This is a genomic window from Methanobrevibacter sp. (assembly GCF_017406825.1).
Taxonomy (GTDB): Archaea; Methanobacteriota; Methanobacteria; order Methanobacteriales; family Methanobacteriaceae; genus Methanocatella.
The window spans coordinates 1-18,230 of the sequence record NZ_JAFQXT010000050.1 but is presented as its reverse complement, the minus strand read 5'-3'; the positions used below and the strand labels follow the sequence as shown (position 1 = coordinate 18,230).

The window sequence follows — 18,230 nt, the reverse complement described above, 5'->3', positions numbered from 1 at the left end:
TTGCATGGCTTAATCGAATCCCAATAGCAGTAGCATCTGCCAGGATCAAACAGAATTGAACACATAACAGACATAATAGTATAAAGTATTATGAAGTACGCTAAATATAGACGAGTATTACACTAAACTAGTTTGTAACTAATTCACCACATACTACAAAACCAACATCATACTTGAGAAAATTCAAGTACTCACAAATGTATAGCTACATGTGGAAAGCAACCATCATAGTAAAAATTGTTCCATACAATAATACTTAGGTCATCGCCATAAACATATAGCACATCTATTACACAGACAAATTTTATTAACAAAATTAATTAAAAAATATTGCAATTATTTATTAAATATAAAAAAAATAACAAATAATGCTCAATAATTAAATTCAAAAAATATAAATTAATTATAAACTAAACAATAAATATTATTGATAAAAAAATATGAAAAATTTTTATAATACGAAAAAAGTTGAATTAAAAAAATTTTAAATGAAAATAATAAAATTAAAGAGAATTAATAAGTTTTTATCCATTTTAAACAAAAAAATAAATAAGTAGTATATAAACTTATCCCTTAATCCAATTTTTTTCTTATAACAGAAATGATTCTTGTCAAACTTCTATGCATTTTGATGCCATACTGCTCCACAATCTCAAATCCCACTTCATCAACCATCGGATTCAAGTCCACATAATGCGGTGAAGCCATACACAGGTACGCATCATCCCTCATGTTATCATAGATTGAATAAAAGAATTCCTTAAAGATCTCCTCACCGTCAACATCTCCTGTTGATGTGGATATGCCGTAAGGAGGGTCTGTAACCACGCTGGCTACCTTTTCATACATTTTAAGTTCACGAACATCTAGATGAAATGTCCTGTAATCGGTTATTCCATAATAATCAAGATTTATGGCAGTGCCGTTTTGCATTTTCCAGTAAATGTCGGAACCGACAACTTTACATCCTATCAATCCCGCTTCGATAAGTATTCCTCCGGTGCCGCAGAATGGATCAAGCAATAATTCCCCTTCTTTAATTCTTGACAGGTTAACCATGCATCTTGCAAGTTTAGGATTCATGGACCCCGGATAGAAGAATGGTCTTTTATGAGGTTTGCTTTTCTCAAAATGTTTTTTATTCAATTTAAACCTTTCAATTGCTATGTATAAGTCATTTTCAAAAGCGGCCACTCTAATAAGTGTTTTCGGTTTGGATAAATTAACTTTAATATTTTCACTGTTTTCCAAAATAAGGGTTCCTATTCGCCTTTCAGTGGCTACAGTATCGATTTGAGAATGCAGCCTTTTTACGCGAACCGCGAAATTTTCGTCAATATATTCTGACCAGTCAACGCTTTTTATATCCTCATCCAATTTTTCAGTATTGGATTTGATAATCATTTCATGGACCTCATGAGTATAGCCCAGCCTTCTAGTTAAAATCTTATAATATCCCTCTATTTTATCATCGGATATGTCCTTCAGAACAACTAAACCTTCAGCCACGTCATCTATTGCAGCGTCAATATCTTCGCATTCCATTACTGCTTTAAGTTCAGCTAAAGGCAATTCTGGGTGTTCCTGTGATTGTATGCATAATAGTTCCATTAAAATTCACCTAAATCCAAATATATTCACTACTTTTTTAAAGAGGAATGTTGGAATAATTTTAAATATTAAACCTCTTTTTATAAATTCTTTTACTAACCGAGACTGATTATCCATATCCCCATACTCAGATATTATCTCTTCACAGTCATTTTCCCTTAATTTTTCAAAGAAATAATCCAGGTCAGCATCATTCAGCAGATTGAGTGTATTCTGCACTTTGAACTGATAGCTGAATTCTTTTGAATATTTTTTGTCAAACTCTACCTGATATCCCTTCAGTGCAGATACGTCATCATTTTCAATGGATTTTTTAATGTATCCGCTTGCCATCTTACAGCTGTCAAATGCAATAATCAGTCCTCCTCCGGAGGTCGGCTTTACTTGTGATGCTGCATCTCCAATCAGAAGCACCCTGTTCCTGACTAAAAGATTCTTATTATTATAGATTGGGATGAAACCCTTATATTTCTCAATTATTTCATAAGAAGAAAAATTTTCTTTAAGAAAATCCATTAAGAAAACGTTTTGCTGCCTGTGGGATTGATTTGAGAATAATCCTATCCTATACTGATTATATTTCAATGGGATGACCCATAAAAATCCCGGAAGAATATCCTCAAAAAGGTATGTGTCAACATAATCATCAGTTGGCTTATCTGATTTTCTAAAGGCGTTCATGAGTTCTTCATCTATTGAAACAAGCATCTGTGATGCCTGGAAATTTTTATGGTCGTTTCCAATTGCCGATGATACTATGGAGTTGTATCCGTCACATCCGACAATAACCCTTGAAGTGATTTGCTCACCATTGGAAAAATAGGCTATTCCCTTTTCGGCATTGATGTCAATTACCTTATTATTGATGAGTTCAACACCGTTTTCAACAGCCCGATTCAACAAAAACAGGTCATAGGATATCCTGTCAATAATGTATGCGACATCTTCTCGTTTCTCAACATTGAGGATATGCTCATTTGTATGAAGAAATGCGCCTTTGACAGAATTCAGAATAACTTCATCAGGCAGTTCATTTTTTTCAAATATGTGTTTGCTTAGAATTCCTGCACATTGCAGGGGATATCCGACTTGCCTTTTTTTATCGATGATTGCAACATTCAGTCCATTTTGTGCAAGATAATAGGAAATTGTCGAGCCGACAGGACCTGCCCCAACAATTACCGCATCATAATCAAAACTCATGTTATACCTTATTTTTTAAATTTATCAAAATGTCTTCTGATTGCCTGTTCAGACATATCTTCCACAGCATCTTGCGGAACTTCTTCAGTTACTTCTTCATAATAGATTTCCCTTTCATTATTCTGATAGTAATCATCATCGCCATATGAATACTCGTCACTTATTCTATTATAATAATTGTCTTGAGAAGGACGGTTTTGGCGATTGCCGTATCCCGCATCATAAGGCTCATAGTCATACTTATGCCTGCCACGGTCATTTAGCGGAAAATCTTCAGGGTAATACTCATATTCCCTCCTTGGAGGAAAATTGCTCTCATGAGTAATCGGAGTGATAACATCATAATCATCATAATAGTCATTTCTTCCCATATAATCCTCTTCAGATGAAAACATCCCCTCATGAGGATTGTGTTGAGGGAATCTCTGTGGAGGGGCCTGAAAGCTTCTTGACCCTACCATTCTTGAGAATATTATCTCCTCAACCTCTGACGGGTTTGAAATATTGCTCAACTCCATTAAATTATTGTCATAAGCGCTGAATACAGAGACAGATCCCACATTAAATAGCTTTTCTAGAATATTTTGAGAAGTATTGATGTCCTGAATTGTAGCATAAGGCATGTAATTCTTCTTTGTGGACAATATACCTGATTTGATAATAATTTTGGATTCAGTTAAGGTGTATTCAATTGAATACCAGCCCACCAATTGCCAGATTATATAAATAACATTAATAAGAATGATGACAAAAAAAGCGATAGCTATATAACTGGTTAACGGGAGTTTGACATATGATATCAAATAGACCTGCATTTGTCCGATGAATCTGATGGCAACAGGTGAAAGGGACAGTATGATTATTAATAATAAGACTCCCAAAATAGCTTTTTTACAGCCCAAAAGCATATTGGGCTTGGTTTGATAGAGTATTCTATCAGCGGTTCTTCCATCATTATTATTAAATAACATAATTATACATTGAATTTACTTTTAAATAAAGTTTTAGTAAAAAAAAGATATTGAAATAAGCCTCAGCTCGCCCATCATTCATCACAAATCAGAGCTCATAGGGTTCATCATAGGCTTATTATTTTATAAGATTTAACCGAACATTACTCCGGCTTCTGTTTTAAACAATTCGTCTTCCTTGGATTTGCTCATAACCTTATCGATTGCATCCATAAAGTCATCTACAGTAATCTTATCCCTTTTATCACGAATTGCAAACATTCCTGCTTCAGTACATACCGCCTTTAAATCTGCACCGGACAGCTCATCGGTCAGCTCTGCAAGCAAATCGATGTCAGCTTCCTCATCCAGTGACATGTTTTTGGTATGGATCTTAAGAATTTCGCGTCTTCCATCAATGTTTGGAAGTGGAACTTCAATGAATCTGTCGAAACGGCCCGGACGCAATAGTGCAGGGTCTAAAATATCCGGTCTGTTAGTTGCACCGATAATTCCAATGTCTCCTCTTGATTCGAATCCGTCAAGTTCTGCAAGGAGCTGCATCAGGGTCCTTTGAACTTCCCTGTCACCGCTGGTTGAACTTTTAAGCCTTTTGGCTGCTACAGCATCCAGTTCATCAATGAATATGATGGCAGGAGCTTTTTCTTTTGCAAGTTCAAATACTTCACGAACGAGTCTTGCCCCTTCTCCGATGTATTTTTTAACAAATTCGGAAGCGACTATTTTAATGAATGTTGCATTGGTTTCATTGGCTACCGCCTTTGCAAGCAGTGTCTTTCCAGTTCCAGGAGGACCATATAACAATATTCCTTTAGGAGGTTCAATACCAACCTTTTCGAATAATTCCGGTTCGGTCAATGGAAGCTCAACTGTTTCTTTAACTTCAATGATTTGCTCTTCCAAACCGCCGATTTTATCATAGGTAATGTCAGGTTTTGTTTCTATTTCCATTCCGGATACGTTTGCATCTTTTTCGGACGGCAATACCTCCACAATACCGAAAGTCTGTTGATTTAGGGCCACTCTTGAACCAGGCACCAATAATTTTTCATCTAAGAATTTTGAGTAATTAACAAGAAAACTAGGACCAGTACTACTTTTCACGGTCATTCTGTGATCATCTAAAACTTCTGTAATAGTAGCGAGTACTAAAGGAGGGGATCGGAATCTATCAACTTCTGATCTTAAGGATTTAGTTTCTCTTTCAAGCCTAATTTTTTCATTTTCAATTAGGACTTTATCCTTTTCTAATTTCCTAACTTTCCACATTAAGTTACTTTTAGCTTTGGATTTTTCTTCTCTTAAAAGGACAATTTCCTCTTTTAAGGATTCAACTTGTTCCATTAATTCCTCTTTTGAAGAATTTTCCAAATCGTTAAAATCATCCATGTGAATCATCTCCAGTTAGTTAATTTATTTCTACAACATGTTACTTTAATAACAATTAGTAACTTTAAAGTATTTAAAGGTATTCATTTTATCCTATACTAACAAAAATTATATAATACAAATAATATATTATTAAATAAGAAAAATAGAGGAACAGATTAAAATGGAATGTGAAATCTGCGGTAAACCCGTACCCGAAAACAATCCAATTAGAGCAAAAATTGAAGGATCAGTTATGGTTGTATGCAAAGAGTGTTCCAAACTCGGTACAATTCAAAAAACACCACCTAAACCAAAATTTGTAAAACAAGATAACAAATCCAGAAGACCGGCAAACACCCGCAATAGAGCATACACCCGAAGTGAAGAACCGACAGAAGAGCTTATTGAAGACTTCAGTCTTGAAGTTAGAAAAGCCAGGGAATCCAAGAACTGGTCCCGTGAAGATTTGGGCAAAAAGATTAACGAAAGGGTTTCAGTCATAACCAGAATTGAAACCGGCAAAATGACCCCTGACAATAAGCTTACAAAAAAATTAGAAAAAGCATTGAACATTAAACTGCTGGAAGAAGTTGATAACATTGATTTGAATCAGTTTATCAATAGCTCATCCGGAGAAAGAACATTAGGCAATATAATGAAAATCAAAAGGAAATAGCTATTTGGTATAGCTATTCAACCTATCATTTTTAATATGCCTTTCTTTTTTATTTATTTTATAATCAATCATTCCATCATTGAAAGCCTTTACGGAATGATATCCATTGAAATCATCAGCATTATTTAAAACATATTCCAATTTGGAATATGCCCCATATTCATCGCTTACAACAACCACATGAGCAGGAGGGTGAATTTTTTTAACCTGCATTATGCTTAAGGTTGTATCCTCCTTTACAAAAAATGCAATGGCTACATTGGAATGGGTTTTTAGTTTTGAATTTAAAATTCCTTCAACGAGATTATCTGCAAAAGAAGGGTCAATAACCTTAGGTTTGGATGTTAGAGTCAAGTTGCCATGCTGTTCCATATCAGATATTGTGCTGAGCAATTTAGAATTATTCTCTCCCCTAACTAATATCAATGCCATGAAAATCACCTGCTTTGGAATGACTTTAACAATCTGGACCTGAATACAACTAAAAGGATTAATATAATACCTACAGCAGTCTGGATACTTCCTAAAATATTCAATATATTACCGTCAATAGGCAAATTCCATGGCGGGGAAGACCTATCACCCGGAAGGGCATTATAATAAACTCCAACAGCTTTAGAACCTTGTTTTACATTGATATCCTTAGGTTCGACATGATCAACACCCATCAAAATTCCGTTGTCTATTCCTCTGTTAATGGAACCGGCAATAGCTGATGCATCATATCCATATTTTCCAACTGATGCAATGACAATTTCGGATGTGGTTGATGCCAATCCCGGCTTGTCACTTCCATAAACTGAGACACTGACCGCATTAGGACTAACTGTCAACGCGTTACCTAAAGCCTCATAAGCGTAAACAATCCTAAGGTCCGCTCCACAAACTGGACATTTATCATAGGATTCGGCTGCAGGATAACCAATAGCCCATCCGCAGTCGTCACAGACCTTTGAATATTCCTCATCCATAGGATAACCGCTTTCGTTCATGTCACGAGGAGTGAACATGTCTGTAGTGGAAATTCCTGAAACTAGATTAACTCCCCCTCCACCGTATTTCTCTCCGGCGTCTTTAGCTACTTCCCCTAAAGCTTCTGAAAGAATTGTGGTAGCAGGATATCCGTCCCTAATCATTTTTCCAATGTTCATTGCGGTTTCTTTTCTAACGGAATTAGCGGTACCGTACATCGGATTTCCTTCCGTATTCCTCAAGTGGATAATCGCTCCTTTTTGACCAGGCTGCAATGTTGCAACACCACTGGAATATGGAGTGACTTTAATGTCATTGCTGTATTCATCCACTGTGATAACATATGCATCAAAAGATCCTCCAATAGCCGCACCCATGCTTGGGCCTCCAACTAAGAGACGGGCCCCTTTATACTGACTTGCAGATGCTGCGGCGGATGCCGCTGATGCGTTATTCTCCAGGCTTGCTACTGCATCAACAATAGATTCCAACCTTGTGTCGGAACTACCGGTACCCCCGGAAAGAACCGCAAAATGGTTGTTTTTAGACATTAAAAATGTTGATTGAAACATGTTTTCTGCAAATGACATACTTCCGGCTGCAGCCCCATTAGGGTCGCTTCCTGTAGGGTCAGTGATGATAATTATGTTACAGGTAGCTGCAACGCTACTCATGGTCATTAAAAGTATAATTAAAGCAACAGCAAAGGTGTGGAACTTTTTAAATTTCATTAAGTCACCCCTTTTGTTGAGTTTTCAAATTCTACAGAAGAAAAGTCTTCAATAACAGTTACAGTTACAACACCGGTATTTCTATCTACCTGCACATCCGCTGCGGTAATCGGTTCAATAGATGTACCGGGCACTGTCGACCATGTTGCAAATTCTTGCGCCGTCTGTATCGCATCCTGTAGTGAAACTTCTCTTTTAGAAGTTTTTAAAACATCACCATATATTACACTACCGTCCCTAAAACCGGCCTGCATTACATTAGCTCTGATGGAATCCACGGGGACAATATCATTGCCTTTAACAATAATCCCTGAAATAGGAGTACCATCATTAATGTCTTCAGAAGAAGCAAATGCAACGTATGTGATTAAACGGCCACATACAATTAACATGAACGCCAATAATAAAATAATTAATGTGTCTCTTCTAATCTTTATAAACATGTTTAATCCTCATCCTAAATAGAATAAATTATACATTTATTATATTAACTTAATATGATATTTAAATTTTTATTATGTCCTTTAAAAGGGACTCCGCAGGGTCCATTCCCTGAGCACCAATCAGCAGAATAACATCTTTTTTATCGGCTTTTTCATAAACTTCCTTTAAACAATCATTTAAATTATAAAAATGAGTAAAATCAATGCCATTGTCATTTAAAGTGTTGAAGAATACTTCACGTTCATCCTCTTCAACGAAATTCAAATCGTTTACAACATCATTGCTTGAGGACAGATACAATTCAATATCATCATTCATTGATTCAACCAGTGCATCCACATTCAGCTGATTGATTTCAACTCCTCTGGAACCTCTGATTGCACAAACGACATGTAATTTCTGATTTTTCGCAAGTAATTTGAGAGTTTCAGATATTGTTGCTTTGATTCCATCAGGATTATGCGCAAAATCATCATAAATCAATGGTTCATCATATAATTTAGCAAATCTTCTATTCAGTGCTTTATAAGTTTTAACTCCCTCAATGATTTTATCAATGTCAATGTTTAAGGATATGCATGCTCCAATAGCTGATAGAATATTTTGTATGAAATGATTTCCTTTAAACGGCAATTCATCGATTGACAAAATCGGATTATTATCATAAACAATGTTTTTTCCATCGAAATAAACGGAATTGTTCTCATTTAATGGATACATTGATGTGTAAAACGGATTTTTGGCATCAAGCTTTCTTACAAGCTCGTCATCGTAATTTAGAATAGTTATTCCATCACCTATGGCCTTCGGAACTGCTTTTATCTCATTGAAGACATCCTCAATTGAATTTACAAGACCTATATGGTCCATTGCAATGTTGGTTATAACACCCACTTCAGGCCTGATGGCTTCGCTCATCAGTGCGGCATGATTTTCCATTAATTTTTCCAGCCATCCCTGGACTTCCGATACTTCAATCACCAGATAATCGAGTTTCCCATTAGCAACGACCTCATCTGAAATTAATTTGGAAACCATCGGATCGATTAATGTATTGAATTCAGATTCGCTGTCGGTATTGGTAAGAACGTGATAACCGGCGTTATTTAAAATATGATAAATTAAATGTGAAGTGGTTGACTTTCCGTTTGTGCCTGTGATAACCACATTGGTTGAATCTGGAGAATATTTCTTTACGGTATGTGAAAGCGCAAATGCATTTGCAAGTTCTATCTTATCTGTAATTATTAGCGGGAACCCCAAACGTTTGGCGGTTTCAATGGCTCCATCTTTAGGAGTCTGTGTGATAAGACATGCAATATTCTTATTGAAGGCTATTTCAACACCCTTGTCGTTAATCCAGTGCCTGATGACAATGTCGCCGGTATGGGCATCATTTAAAAAAGTGAATTTGCCTGTAAATCCTTCAATGGAAAAGAAATCAACATTGCCGACAAGTTCTCCTTCAACCTGACTGACCAAATCCATTATATTATCTAATCCGTTATCTGGAAGTTTTTCTTTATCATCATTGCCTATGAATGGAATTTTCTCAGTGATTCCTCCAATGGACAGGAGATCATCCGCACTGCTTATTTTATCCTCAACCTGCTGAACAATATTGTGAATAGTATCTGAACTCCTGTTGTTCATTTCATTTTCCTGTGAGCGCTTGGCGACATATTCCCTGGCGATTTCTATGTTATCTATAACAATTAACGGGAAACCTAAACGTTGAGCGGTTTCTATGGCTCCATCTTTAGGATTAGGTGTTATGAGACATGCAATATTTTTGTTGAATGCCATTTCAACACCTGTGGAGTCTATTTCCTCTCTGATAACAATATCTCCCGTATGAGCATCATGTAAAAAAGTTATTTTTCCTGTAAATCCGTCAATGGAAAAGAAATCATCATTACCGTAAAGTTTTCCATTAATAGAGTTAGCCAAATCTTGAATATCCATTTTATCCTCCCAAAAAGATTAGAAAAAGTACATCTTAACTAATATTCCGATGACGCATAGTAGAACAGTGGTTCCCCAATAGGTAAGCACAATTTTAATTTCGGACATGCCGTAATGGTTTAATGTGTGATGCAGAGGTTCCACAGGCAATTTGATGATATGTGCCCTATGCAACAGACTGACAACCACTGAAAGGACAGGCACTCCCAATGCGAGAACACCGAAGTATGGAATATCTCCTATTAAAACTGCTGTGGCATAACCTGCGCCTAAAACAAATGATCCTGTATCTCCCATGAATATTTTGGCAGGGTATTTATTGAATACTAAAAATCCGAAAGAGATTCCTGCTATTATTAAAAATGGCGGGAGAATTGTTGACGGTCCGAATAAATCTCCATAAATACAGCATGCAAGTGATGCAATTCCAACAATGCCTGCTGCCAAACCGTCCATTCCGTCAATAAGGTTTACGGAATTTATGCATCCTAGAACGGCAATGATGGAGACTAGAATTGCCAGCCATCCCAAAGCGAATCCGCTCAAAGTTGTTACAGCTCCTGTTAAGCCTAAGAATAAACCTAAAACAATTTGACAGATGATCTTTTCAAGCTCTTCTGGTTCTGTTTTGATTGGAACTTCACCTATCACTTCAACTTTGCCTTCTTCAAGTAGTCCTTCTACTTCCGCTTTTGCTTTTGGAGTTGCAACGCGCACTTCCTCATTAGGTTGAACATCCAATCTTCCCAATGTTATGATTTCATTTGAAATGTTTACTACAAGTTTTTGAACTTCTTTAACCTTTAGTCCGATTAAATCATCAACCAATCCCACTATTCCTCCAATAATCATCATGAAACATACAAGAAGAATCGGAACATCATTGAAATATAATGCTATAATCAGAGAGCTGGTAAATAAGAATGCTATACCTCCCATTGTTGGAGTTCCGCTCTTAAATCTATGTTCGCTGACTATAGGATTATCCGTAATTTTTGCTTGCAACAAAATTCTTTTAATATACCATGTGAAAAATATTGAAGCACACAGGGTTATTAAAAAAAGAATTAACATCTCAATATTATTCATTCTACCACGCAATAAAATCTTTAAAACTATTAGATAATTATATTTGTAATACTATATAATTATAACTTATAACACAAATCATGTTAATTTTTCAACCAATTTTTCAAGTTCCCCTTTTGATTTTGCTCTTGCTGTGACTCTCTGGTAGCCTTCAGGACCATGTACAACAAAATCATTCGCTTCAAAAGATTTTACTGGTTTTTTAGGTTCTGGACCTTGGTAATTACCTATTGGAATCTCAGTTGAATAGAAATATTGGAGCTTATCTGAAATATCGGCTAGACTGAACTCGCCTATTGCCATATTCACCAGTTCACATAATGAATTCACGCCGCAAGTGGCTGTAGTCAAATATCTTGTACCGTTAGGCCTGGTATTAACCTCAATAGCATATAGCTGGTCGTTTTTTCGGGAATACATGAAATCCATTTCAAATATTCCGTCTGAATCCAAATTTTTAGCCACTTTATATGCGGTATGCTGTATAAGGTTATTGTCCAAACCTTCAACCATGCACGGTCCGGTTTTGGTTTTGTTTAACGGATGAGTTCCTTCCAAAGTAGTTTCACCTTTGTATATTGGAGGCAATGCCACATATTCGCCGTTGAAACCTAAAACTTCAATGGATATCTCTGCCCCTTCAATAAATTCCTCACATAATGCATGATCGAATTGGTTGAAATATTCTTCGACATCCTCAGCAGAATTGGCAACCTTAATGTCCTTTCCGCCCTGGCCTTCGCCCTGTTTCAAGACGACAGGAAAATCAATAGTTAACTCATCAGGACTGTCTAAAATCTGATATTTCGGAGTTGCCACATCGATTTCTGTGTAGAATCCTTTGGTTTTGATCTTATCGGATGTTAACTCAACTGCACGAACTCCCGCGGCAATGACAGGTATGCCGTATTCCTCTTCGAGTTCCTCTTTCATATGGGCAACGTCGATTAATGGCGGATCGATTCCAATCAATGGAACGACAGCATCGACATTCTGCATTAATGCAACCTGCTTAGGCCCTTCCATTCCGCGAGGGACAATGAATACCAGATCCGGCAAATCCAAATTGATTGCATTTTCGTTAGATTCAGTCAATACACTTTCTATGTCTTTAGATTTGACATACCAATCAATATCATCATATAATCTTGAACCGATAAATAATAATTTCATAATATAATTCCCTTTAATATTTCTATAAATTCGTTGGCTGATTCCTCAACTTTGGGTGTTGGCCTTTCTCCCCAATCCATAGTTTCAGGCTCAATTCCAACAAATATAATTTTAAAATCTGTGTCCTTTTCAAGGTATTTCACAAAGAAAGATAAAGACATTGAATGGGTTGAAATCCCAATATTTGCAAAATCGTCCTTATCAACGATTTGCATATCACCGGGATGTGAGTCCATTAGGCATGCATCTACAATGATTAAATGTGTAGGCTCTTCTTTTCTAATCTTTCCTGTGAAGTTTTCAGGTACAGTTTCCGCATCGATGAATAACAGTTTATTGTTTTCGATGCTTTCGTCTTTTAACTTCTTAATGATGAACGGACCAACACCGTCATCACTTTTAAGTTCATTACCGACGCCTAAAACTATTAATTTCTCACAATCTGATAAAAAACCATTCAATTGAGATTTAAAGGTCAAATTACCACCTATAAATATTTAGTTTTTATACTTTCAATCCCATTTCCCATAATATATTTTATTTCAACATTTATAAAATCATTTACATTTATATGTTTTTCATCTAATGGAATCAATAAAGGTGGGTTTAACATTGGCAATGGCCCGGCAATCAGATTTTCATTGAGTTTAGTGTAGGTGGTAATCTTTAATCCGTTAACTAATCCATCATTATTTGCTTTCAGTTTAAGTTCTGTTTTGAATTCGGGATTTATATCATCTAAAAAGTCAAATTGCGAATATGCCACTTCATCAGAGAGCGTTTCGTAATTGGCACCTTCATCCCAATGAATATGATGCCTTTCAAGATGAACCAACTCCACGGTATTTATGATGCCCTGTGGAATGATTTTCCCATCATCCTTCAGGAATCTTTTTGCAAAATTCAAAACAGGAATTTCCTCCTCATCGATTAGTGCGGTATCAAGCATTTCACAGACAATCAAATCCGCCTTTCTTGTGAAATCATAATCCAGCACATTGCTGTTGATGACTTGAACATTATCGAAATCCAGTAGATTTTCCTCAGCACATCTAAAAGCTTTTTGATCGATTTCTATGGATATCACTTCATTGAATTTTGAACTTAGGAAATATGATAAGACGCCGCTTCCGCAGCCTAAGTCATATGCCAAATCAGTGCCTTGATTATAATCTCTGATAGCTTCATAAAGAACAGATAATCTGTCATTATCTTTCAATAAATCAAAATGATAAGAAGTGGCTTTGAATTTCATAAAAAAAATAGTAAAAAAAGAAGATTTAATGGGTGTGCGGATGGTCATGTGAGTGACCAGGTTCTTTGAAATCTTCTCCGTTAGCTGTACTTGTAAGTTTTACGTGTTCAACCCCTTTTAATCTCATTATTTTTTCGGTTAAATCACGAATTTCAGCAATATCCCCATTTACAACTACAATCTCCATACAGTATTTATCAGTCATGTGAATATGCATGCTGGTATTGATTTCATTTCTGAAGCTGTGTTGGATTTCTGCAAGGCTTTCCATAACCCCGGTGTAATGGTGATCATAGATAATTGTTATGATACCTATTCTGTGCCCCTCCATTGAATTCATCCATTGATATCTTACAATGTAATCTTGAAGTGCATCACGAATTCCCTTTGAACGAGATTGGTATCCTCTCTCTTTCAGTACTTCGTCAAAATCTGCTAGTAATTTTTTAGGTAGTGACATACTTATTCTCATCATAAAAAACACATCAAAACTTCAATATTATTTAGTATTATAATTTTTAAGTTATATAAATATTATGATTAAAATGAATAATAATAATACTTAGATATTAAGAAATATATAAAAAATATTATTCAACGAGCAAATAATATTCGCCGTCGTCCTTAGTTATTGTTTTTAAAAGCCCTTTATTTTGAAGAGACAGTATTATATGGTACATTCTGAAATTACTTAGTTTCAAATCTCCATACAACAAATGCCCCTCTAAGGTGTATTTTGAAATCAGATTTTTATCATCAACCAAATCCTGAATCAGCTTATATGAATCCTTTTCTTTCTGATTCAATTCAAGTTCTTCCAAATCTTTTTTGGAATTGACCGTATTAACCTCTTTTTCGCTTTCAGACAGACTTGCCCTATTGTCTTTAAAAATAACCAATTCTTTATCCTGAAGTTCTTCCAATATCTGAACCAGGTCATATTCATGAAATCCCAGCTCTTTTCTAAGTAAACTAATCGGAATCCCCTCCGGATATTCAATATTGAATATTTTTACTTGATTTAGAACAACTTCCTCATTACGGGTAATAGTAATCATATAATCAGTTCACTCATTTGATAATAATATTTATTTACAATTTAATACTTAAATTTTAGGATAGTTGCAATTCATTTTGAAATGCCTTCGCTTCCTGTTTGTTCTTCTCGGCAATTTCTTCGGGAGTCAAATCTGAAGGCCTTGTGAAAAATAAATCAATGTCATTCACCACCTGACAGATTGACATGTGAACAAGCTCCTTTAGGGCCAAACTCTTTTGAACCCTATTTAAAGATTCGTCAGCGTAAATTTTTTCATGGTCCCCGTTATAATCTTCAAGGATCTTATCAGGATTTAAATCATCTTCAAGTTGATTCCTGTCATATTCCTCAGTTAAAACCAGAAAATTAATCAGCTCATCTTTTTCTTCGGCAAAATCATTGTCTGGATTTTCAATTACATTATGGAAATAGCTGCTGACGGACTGGAAAACATCCCTTGAAACATTGCCGTTTATAATGTTGTCCATAAACAATTCAAAGGTGGAAGATATATAATACTTGCCGTTTTCCTCATAAGTATTAAAAACAAGCTCATTTTCGACATTTGCAACATACTGAATCAATACTATGTCTTTAGATTTCTCAAATGAACTTACATTGAATTTGGAACTTTTCAACTTGTAGTCACTGTTCATCTTCAAAGCATTTTCAACATTTTCAATATCGGGTTTTGAAATCTCCATAAAATCTTCAGCCATATTCTCCCTCAATATAATTATTGTGTTAAAGTGATTAATAGTTTTTATTAATTATAAATTTAATAACTTAATATATGGAACCCGAAGACATACTGGTTGACCTTAGAAAATTATCTCCAAGCGATGAAATTTTAAAATCCGAGATAATGGAAATTCTCAAAAGATATGCTCGCATCATCTCAGTCAACGATTTAATGCTGGCTACAGCACGTATGAGAAAAGACGGAGAATACGTTCAGGCCAGTTACCGTGAAAAATACTTGAAAATTTATATCAAATACTTTATCATGCGTATGAAAGAGGTTAAGGAAAAAGAGGATTATGTCGACTTGGCCATTGATAAGACCGCATTTGATGAATCGTTTCCAATGCTTGAAAAAACATTTGAAAAAGAAAAGGAAGGAAACCTTGGAAGCCAGGACGATAAGTTCGCATTGATTTATGTGATTACTGCTCTTTACACCACTTTTATCTTAGAGGAACCTATTCATCCTGTAGGAAGTGAATTTCCCGGAAGCCTGTTTGTCGAAGAGAGAAATGGAGAATATTTCTGTCCTGTAAAAGAAAATCAGAATGACAATCCTGATGCGATTTGTCATTTATGCCTTGCAGAGCAGACACCGGACATTTAGGGTGATACAATGAATATTTGTCTTTATGGTTCAGGAAGTAGAAAAATTGATGAGATTTATACAGATGAATCATATAAATTAGGTTGCAGAATTGCTGATGAAGGCCATACACTTGTTTTTGGTGGAGGAGATACCGGAATGATGGGTGCGTGTGCAAGAGGCGTTCATGACAACGATGGAAAATCAATTGGAATAGCTCCTGAATGGATCGGTGAGTTTGAGCCGTTGTGTGAAAATTGCAGTGAATTCATTTACGTCAGCACAATGGATGAGAGAAAAAATAAATTTTTAGAAAATTCGGATGCCTTTATAATCAGTCCCGGAGGAATAGGGACCTTAGATGAATTTTTTGAAATAATTACCCTTCGGAAATTAAAACAGCACAATAAGCAAATCATCATATTCAATATTAATCATTTCTTTGATAAGATGATTGAAATGATTGATGAAATGGCAAAGAAAGGATTTCTCTACAAACAGCAGGAACTTTTCAAGGTTGCCGGTTCAATCGAAGAAATATTCGAATTTTTAAGGTGTGAAAATGATTAGCGATGAAGATGCTTTAAAGATAGCGCGAAAAATGGAAAACGCCGACAACATTGACATTAAAAAAACCATAGAAAAGGCATCAACCGCAGGATACCTTGGTGAAGAGCATTTTTACTGTACTGTAATTGAAGAGGGAGGCCTCACCCACACAGTTCCCGAAATCCTTGGAAACCCCTATAAATCACAACCATTGGATAACTTATATTTCGACATTATTTCAAAAGCACTGGACCATGACGGAATATATATCTCCCTTGGATACTGTGCAACCAACATAATTGTGCCCGACAGTGCCTGTGAAGAGATAATCGAATATGACGATTATGATTTGGATGATGATGAATTGGAATACATGGTTGAATATGTCCTGATAACATCAGACAATGTTAAAAAATTCAGAATTTATGCTGAAGAGGGAATTTCAGGACATGAAAGAACAGAGGATCTCGGATTGATGGTCAATATTTTCGACGGCGAATATAAGGCCTATTTTGCGTTAAGGTCAACTGACCGGTGCATGTCCAATTTTCGAGTGTTGCCTTTAAGTTTGGATTATCAAAAGGAACATCCTTTATCTTTTAGAAATCCCATAAACAAGCTATTGATTGAAATGATATGTGAATCAATTGTTTTGAAATGATTATTTCAAATTTTTCCCTAATTCATAAGCCTCATCAGGATATTTGGAAAACCTTGTCATTGATGGGGTTCCGCAGCCATAACCCAAGACCCTGCCGCAGTCATTCAGATTTAGATATCTGACCAATGTATCATAATGCGCTTCCAGTGCATCGAATGTCCAATCATCAGAGTTGTATGCTACCGTTAGCAACACTGATTTCATGCGCTTTTGCTGAATAGAGAAATTTCTTGAACAGAACCTGTCAATCAATGTTTTAAGTTGGGCGGACATTCCGTAATAATATAATGGAGTTACAAAGACCAGCATGTCTGCATTGAGGATTTTCTGCCTAAATCCATCCATATCATCACTTAATACGCATTCGCCTTCATATCCGCAATGAATACAGCCAATACACGGACTGATATCCGCATGAGCCGCATCAATTTCATCTACATTGTGACCGGCTTCAATTGCTCCCTTGATGAAATTTTCTGCAAGCATATTTGAAGAGCCTTGCTTATTTGGACTTCCTTTTAGAACTAATATTTCCATTGTAACCACCGAAATTTATTTAAGAGAATAGAATATTGATCTGATTATAGTTATTAAACAACAAATGCTTATTGCCATTGGATAGCCTGAAAATGCTATAACTAAACCTATAGTGAATAGGATTAACGGAATGATTAAAGCGTTTTTTACATCCAATACTTCCTCTAATTCTTGTTTGTCCGAATTTGCATCAATTAAAGATTTCGCCATGAAATATAAGAAAACATTCATCAGAATAAAATCCAGACCATATAACCCTTGAGCAAGTAGCGAGAAGGGATTATTTGCTACAAATACTGTTAGGTATGGAATCAGAGATACAATCAATAATACGACAATGTTTTGCCATATGATTTTCGTGTTAATCTTTTCAACATGATTATATATCAGATGATGATACAACCATAGGTTTGTGCAGACTAAAAAGCTAATCAAATATGAAAAATATGAAGTTTTTATTGCTAAAAGAGCTGCTAATGAAGAAGTGGCAGGTTGAGGCAATTCCAAAACTAGAACTGTCACTATAATTGCAATAATCGCATCATAGAATGCTTCTAAACGATTAGTGTTAATGAAATTTTCTCCTTCCATAAATATAAATTGTTAAGAGATGTTAAAATTTTTTTCTATCTCATAACTAAGTGGTTGAAATT

General features: G+C 35.6%; 21 protein-coding genes. 4 read left to right on the top strand and 17 right to left on the bottom strand.

Annotated elements, in window-relative coordinates; genetic code table 11:
• Positions 1-573: 573 nt before the first annotated feature.
• From IJF99_RS08735 to IJF99_RS08720, 4 genes are all read right to left on the bottom strand, one after another.
• Positions 574-1,611: a TIGR01177 family methyltransferase gene (locus tag IJF99_RS08735; RefSeq protein ID WP_292794356.1), complete on the bottom strand. Its 1,038-nt coding sequence runs from the start codon at positions 1,609-1,611 to the stop codon at positions 574-576.
• Between the two features lie 6 nt (positions 1,612-1,617).
• Positions 1,618-2,814, bottom strand: coding sequence for an NAD(P)/FAD-dependent oxidoreductase (locus IJF99_RS08730; protein ID WP_292794354.1), 1,197 nt, complete (start codon positions 2,812-2,814; stop codon positions 1,618-1,620).
• Between the two features lie 8 nt (positions 2,815-2,822).
• On the bottom strand, positions 2,823-3,785 hold the full coding sequence (locus tag IJF99_RS08725; RefSeq protein WP_292794351.1) for a PH domain-containing protein: 963 nt from the start codon (positions 3,783-3,785) through the stop codon (positions 2,823-2,825).
• A 132-nt stretch (positions 3,786-3,917) separates the two neighbouring features.
• On the bottom strand, positions 3,918-5,156 hold the full coding sequence (locus IJF99_RS08720; RefSeq protein WP_292794358.1) for a proteasome-activating nucleotidase: 1,239 nt from the start codon (positions 5,154-5,156) through the stop codon (positions 3,918-3,920).
• Between the two features lie 181 nt (positions 5,157-5,337).
• On the opposite strand from IJF99_RS08720, the gene IJF99_RS08715 reads away from it, so the two are divergent.
• A complete protein-coding gene (locus IJF99_RS08715; RefSeq protein WP_292794349.1) occupies positions 5,338-5,832 on the top strand; it encodes a multiprotein bridging factor aMBF1 in 495 nt (164 codons plus the stop codon).
• Here the strand turns inward: IJF99_RS08715 and IJF99_RS08710 are convergent, their stop codons facing one another.
• From IJF99_RS08710 to IJF99_RS08660, 11 genes are all read right to left on the bottom strand, one after another.
• Positions 5,833-6,264 carry a DUF356 domain-containing protein gene (locus tag IJF99_RS08710; RefSeq protein WP_292794347.1) on the bottom strand — a complete coding sequence of 144 codons (432 nt, stop codon included), beginning with the start codon at positions 6,262-6,264 and terminating at the stop codon, positions 5,833-5,835.
• Between the two features lie 5 nt (positions 6,265-6,269).
• Complete coding sequence (locus IJF99_RS08705) at positions 6,270-7,535, bottom strand: hypothetical protein (protein ID WP_292794344.1); 1,266 nt, start codon at positions 7,533-7,535, stop codon at positions 6,270-6,272.
• A complete protein-coding gene (locus IJF99_RS08700; RefSeq protein ID WP_292794341.1) occupies positions 7,535-7,978 on the bottom strand; it encodes a hypothetical protein in 444 nt (147 codons plus the stop codon). The genes IJF99_RS08705 and IJF99_RS08700 overlap by 1 nt, the downstream gene beginning before the upstream one ends.
• A 61-nt stretch (positions 7,979-8,039) precedes the next feature.
• The gene (locus tag IJF99_RS08695; protein ID WP_366931264.1) at positions 8,040-9,467 is read right to left on the bottom strand and encodes a Mur ligase family protein; all 1,428 of its coding nucleotides are present in this window, start codon (positions 9,465-9,467) and stop codon (positions 8,040-8,042) included.
• Between the two features lie 495 nt (positions 9,468-9,962).
• On the bottom strand, positions 9,963-11,045 hold the full coding sequence (locus tag IJF99_RS08690; protein ID WP_292794335.1) for a phospho-N-acetylmuramoyl-pentapeptide-transferase: 1,083 nt from the start codon (positions 11,043-11,045) through the stop codon (positions 9,963-9,965).
• Between the two features lie 66 nt (positions 11,046-11,111).
• Positions 11,112-12,206 (bottom strand): acetyl-CoA carboxylase biotin carboxylase subunit family protein, encoded by a 1,095-nt coding sequence (locus IJF99_RS08685; RefSeq protein WP_292794332.1) that lies wholly within the window; start codon positions 12,204-12,206, stop codon positions 11,112-11,114.
• Entirely contained in the window at positions 12,203-12,685 is a 483-nt protein-coding gene (gene hycI, locus IJF99_RS08680) for a hydrogenase maturation peptidase HycI (RefSeq protein ID WP_292794329.1), read from the bottom strand. Before hycI ends, IJF99_RS08685 begins: the two co-directional genes overlap by 4 nt.
• Positions 12,686-12,693: 8 nt before the next feature.
• Positions 12,694-13,461, bottom strand: coding sequence for a methyltransferase domain-containing protein (locus IJF99_RS08675; RefSeq protein WP_292794326.1), 768 nt, complete (start codon positions 13,459-13,461; stop codon positions 12,694-12,696).
• Positions 13,462-13,486: 25 nt separating this feature from the next.
• Positions 13,487-13,936: a nickel-responsive transcriptional regulator NikR gene (gene nikR, locus IJF99_RS08670; protein ID WP_292794323.1), complete on the bottom strand. Its 450-nt coding sequence runs from the start codon at positions 13,934-13,936 to the stop codon at positions 13,487-13,489.
• 115 nt (positions 13,937-14,051) lie between these two features.
• Positions 14,052-14,519 (bottom strand): hypothetical protein, encoded by a 468-nt coding sequence (locus IJF99_RS08665; RefSeq protein WP_292794321.1) that lies wholly within the window; start codon positions 14,517-14,519, stop codon positions 14,052-14,054.
• Between the two features lie 55 nt (positions 14,520-14,574).
• Positions 14,575-15,219: a hypothetical protein gene (locus tag IJF99_RS08660; RefSeq protein WP_292794319.1), complete on the bottom strand. Its 645-nt coding sequence runs from the start codon at positions 15,217-15,219 to the stop codon at positions 14,575-14,577.
• A 74-nt stretch (positions 15,220-15,293) separates the two neighbouring features.
• Here IJF99_RS08660 and IJF99_RS08655 point away from each other — a divergent pair, with 74 nt between their 5' ends.
• The 3 genes from IJF99_RS08655 to IJF99_RS08645 are packed head-to-tail and all read left to right on the top strand — an operon-like array spanning position 15,294 to position 17,040.
• A complete protein-coding gene (locus IJF99_RS08655; protein WP_292794317.1) occupies positions 15,294-15,851 on the top strand; it encodes a DUF2115 domain-containing protein in 558 nt (185 codons plus the stop codon).
• Positions 15,852-15,860: 9 nt separating this feature from the next.
• Positions 15,861-16,400 carry a TIGR00730 family Rossman fold protein gene (locus tag IJF99_RS08650; protein WP_292794315.1) on the top strand — a complete coding sequence of 180 codons (540 nt, stop codon included), beginning with the start codon at positions 15,861-15,863 and terminating at the stop codon, positions 16,398-16,400.
• Entirely contained in the window at positions 16,393-17,040 is a 648-nt protein-coding gene (locus IJF99_RS08645; RefSeq protein ID WP_292794313.1) for a hypothetical protein, read from the top strand. The genes IJF99_RS08650 and IJF99_RS08645 overlap by 8 nt, the downstream gene beginning before the upstream one ends.
• Here the strand turns inward: IJF99_RS08645 and IJF99_RS08640 are convergent, their stop codons facing one another.
• Positions 17,041-17,577 (bottom strand): flavodoxin family protein, encoded by a 537-nt coding sequence (locus IJF99_RS08640; RefSeq protein ID WP_292794311.1) that lies wholly within the window; start codon positions 17,575-17,577, stop codon positions 17,041-17,043.
• Between the two features lie 15 nt (positions 17,578-17,592).
• Positions 17,593-18,168 (bottom strand): TMEM175 family protein, encoded by a 576-nt coding sequence (locus tag IJF99_RS08635; RefSeq protein WP_292794309.1) that lies wholly within the window; start codon positions 18,166-18,168, stop codon positions 17,593-17,595.
• Between the last annotated feature and the right edge of the window lie 62 nt (positions 18,169-18,230).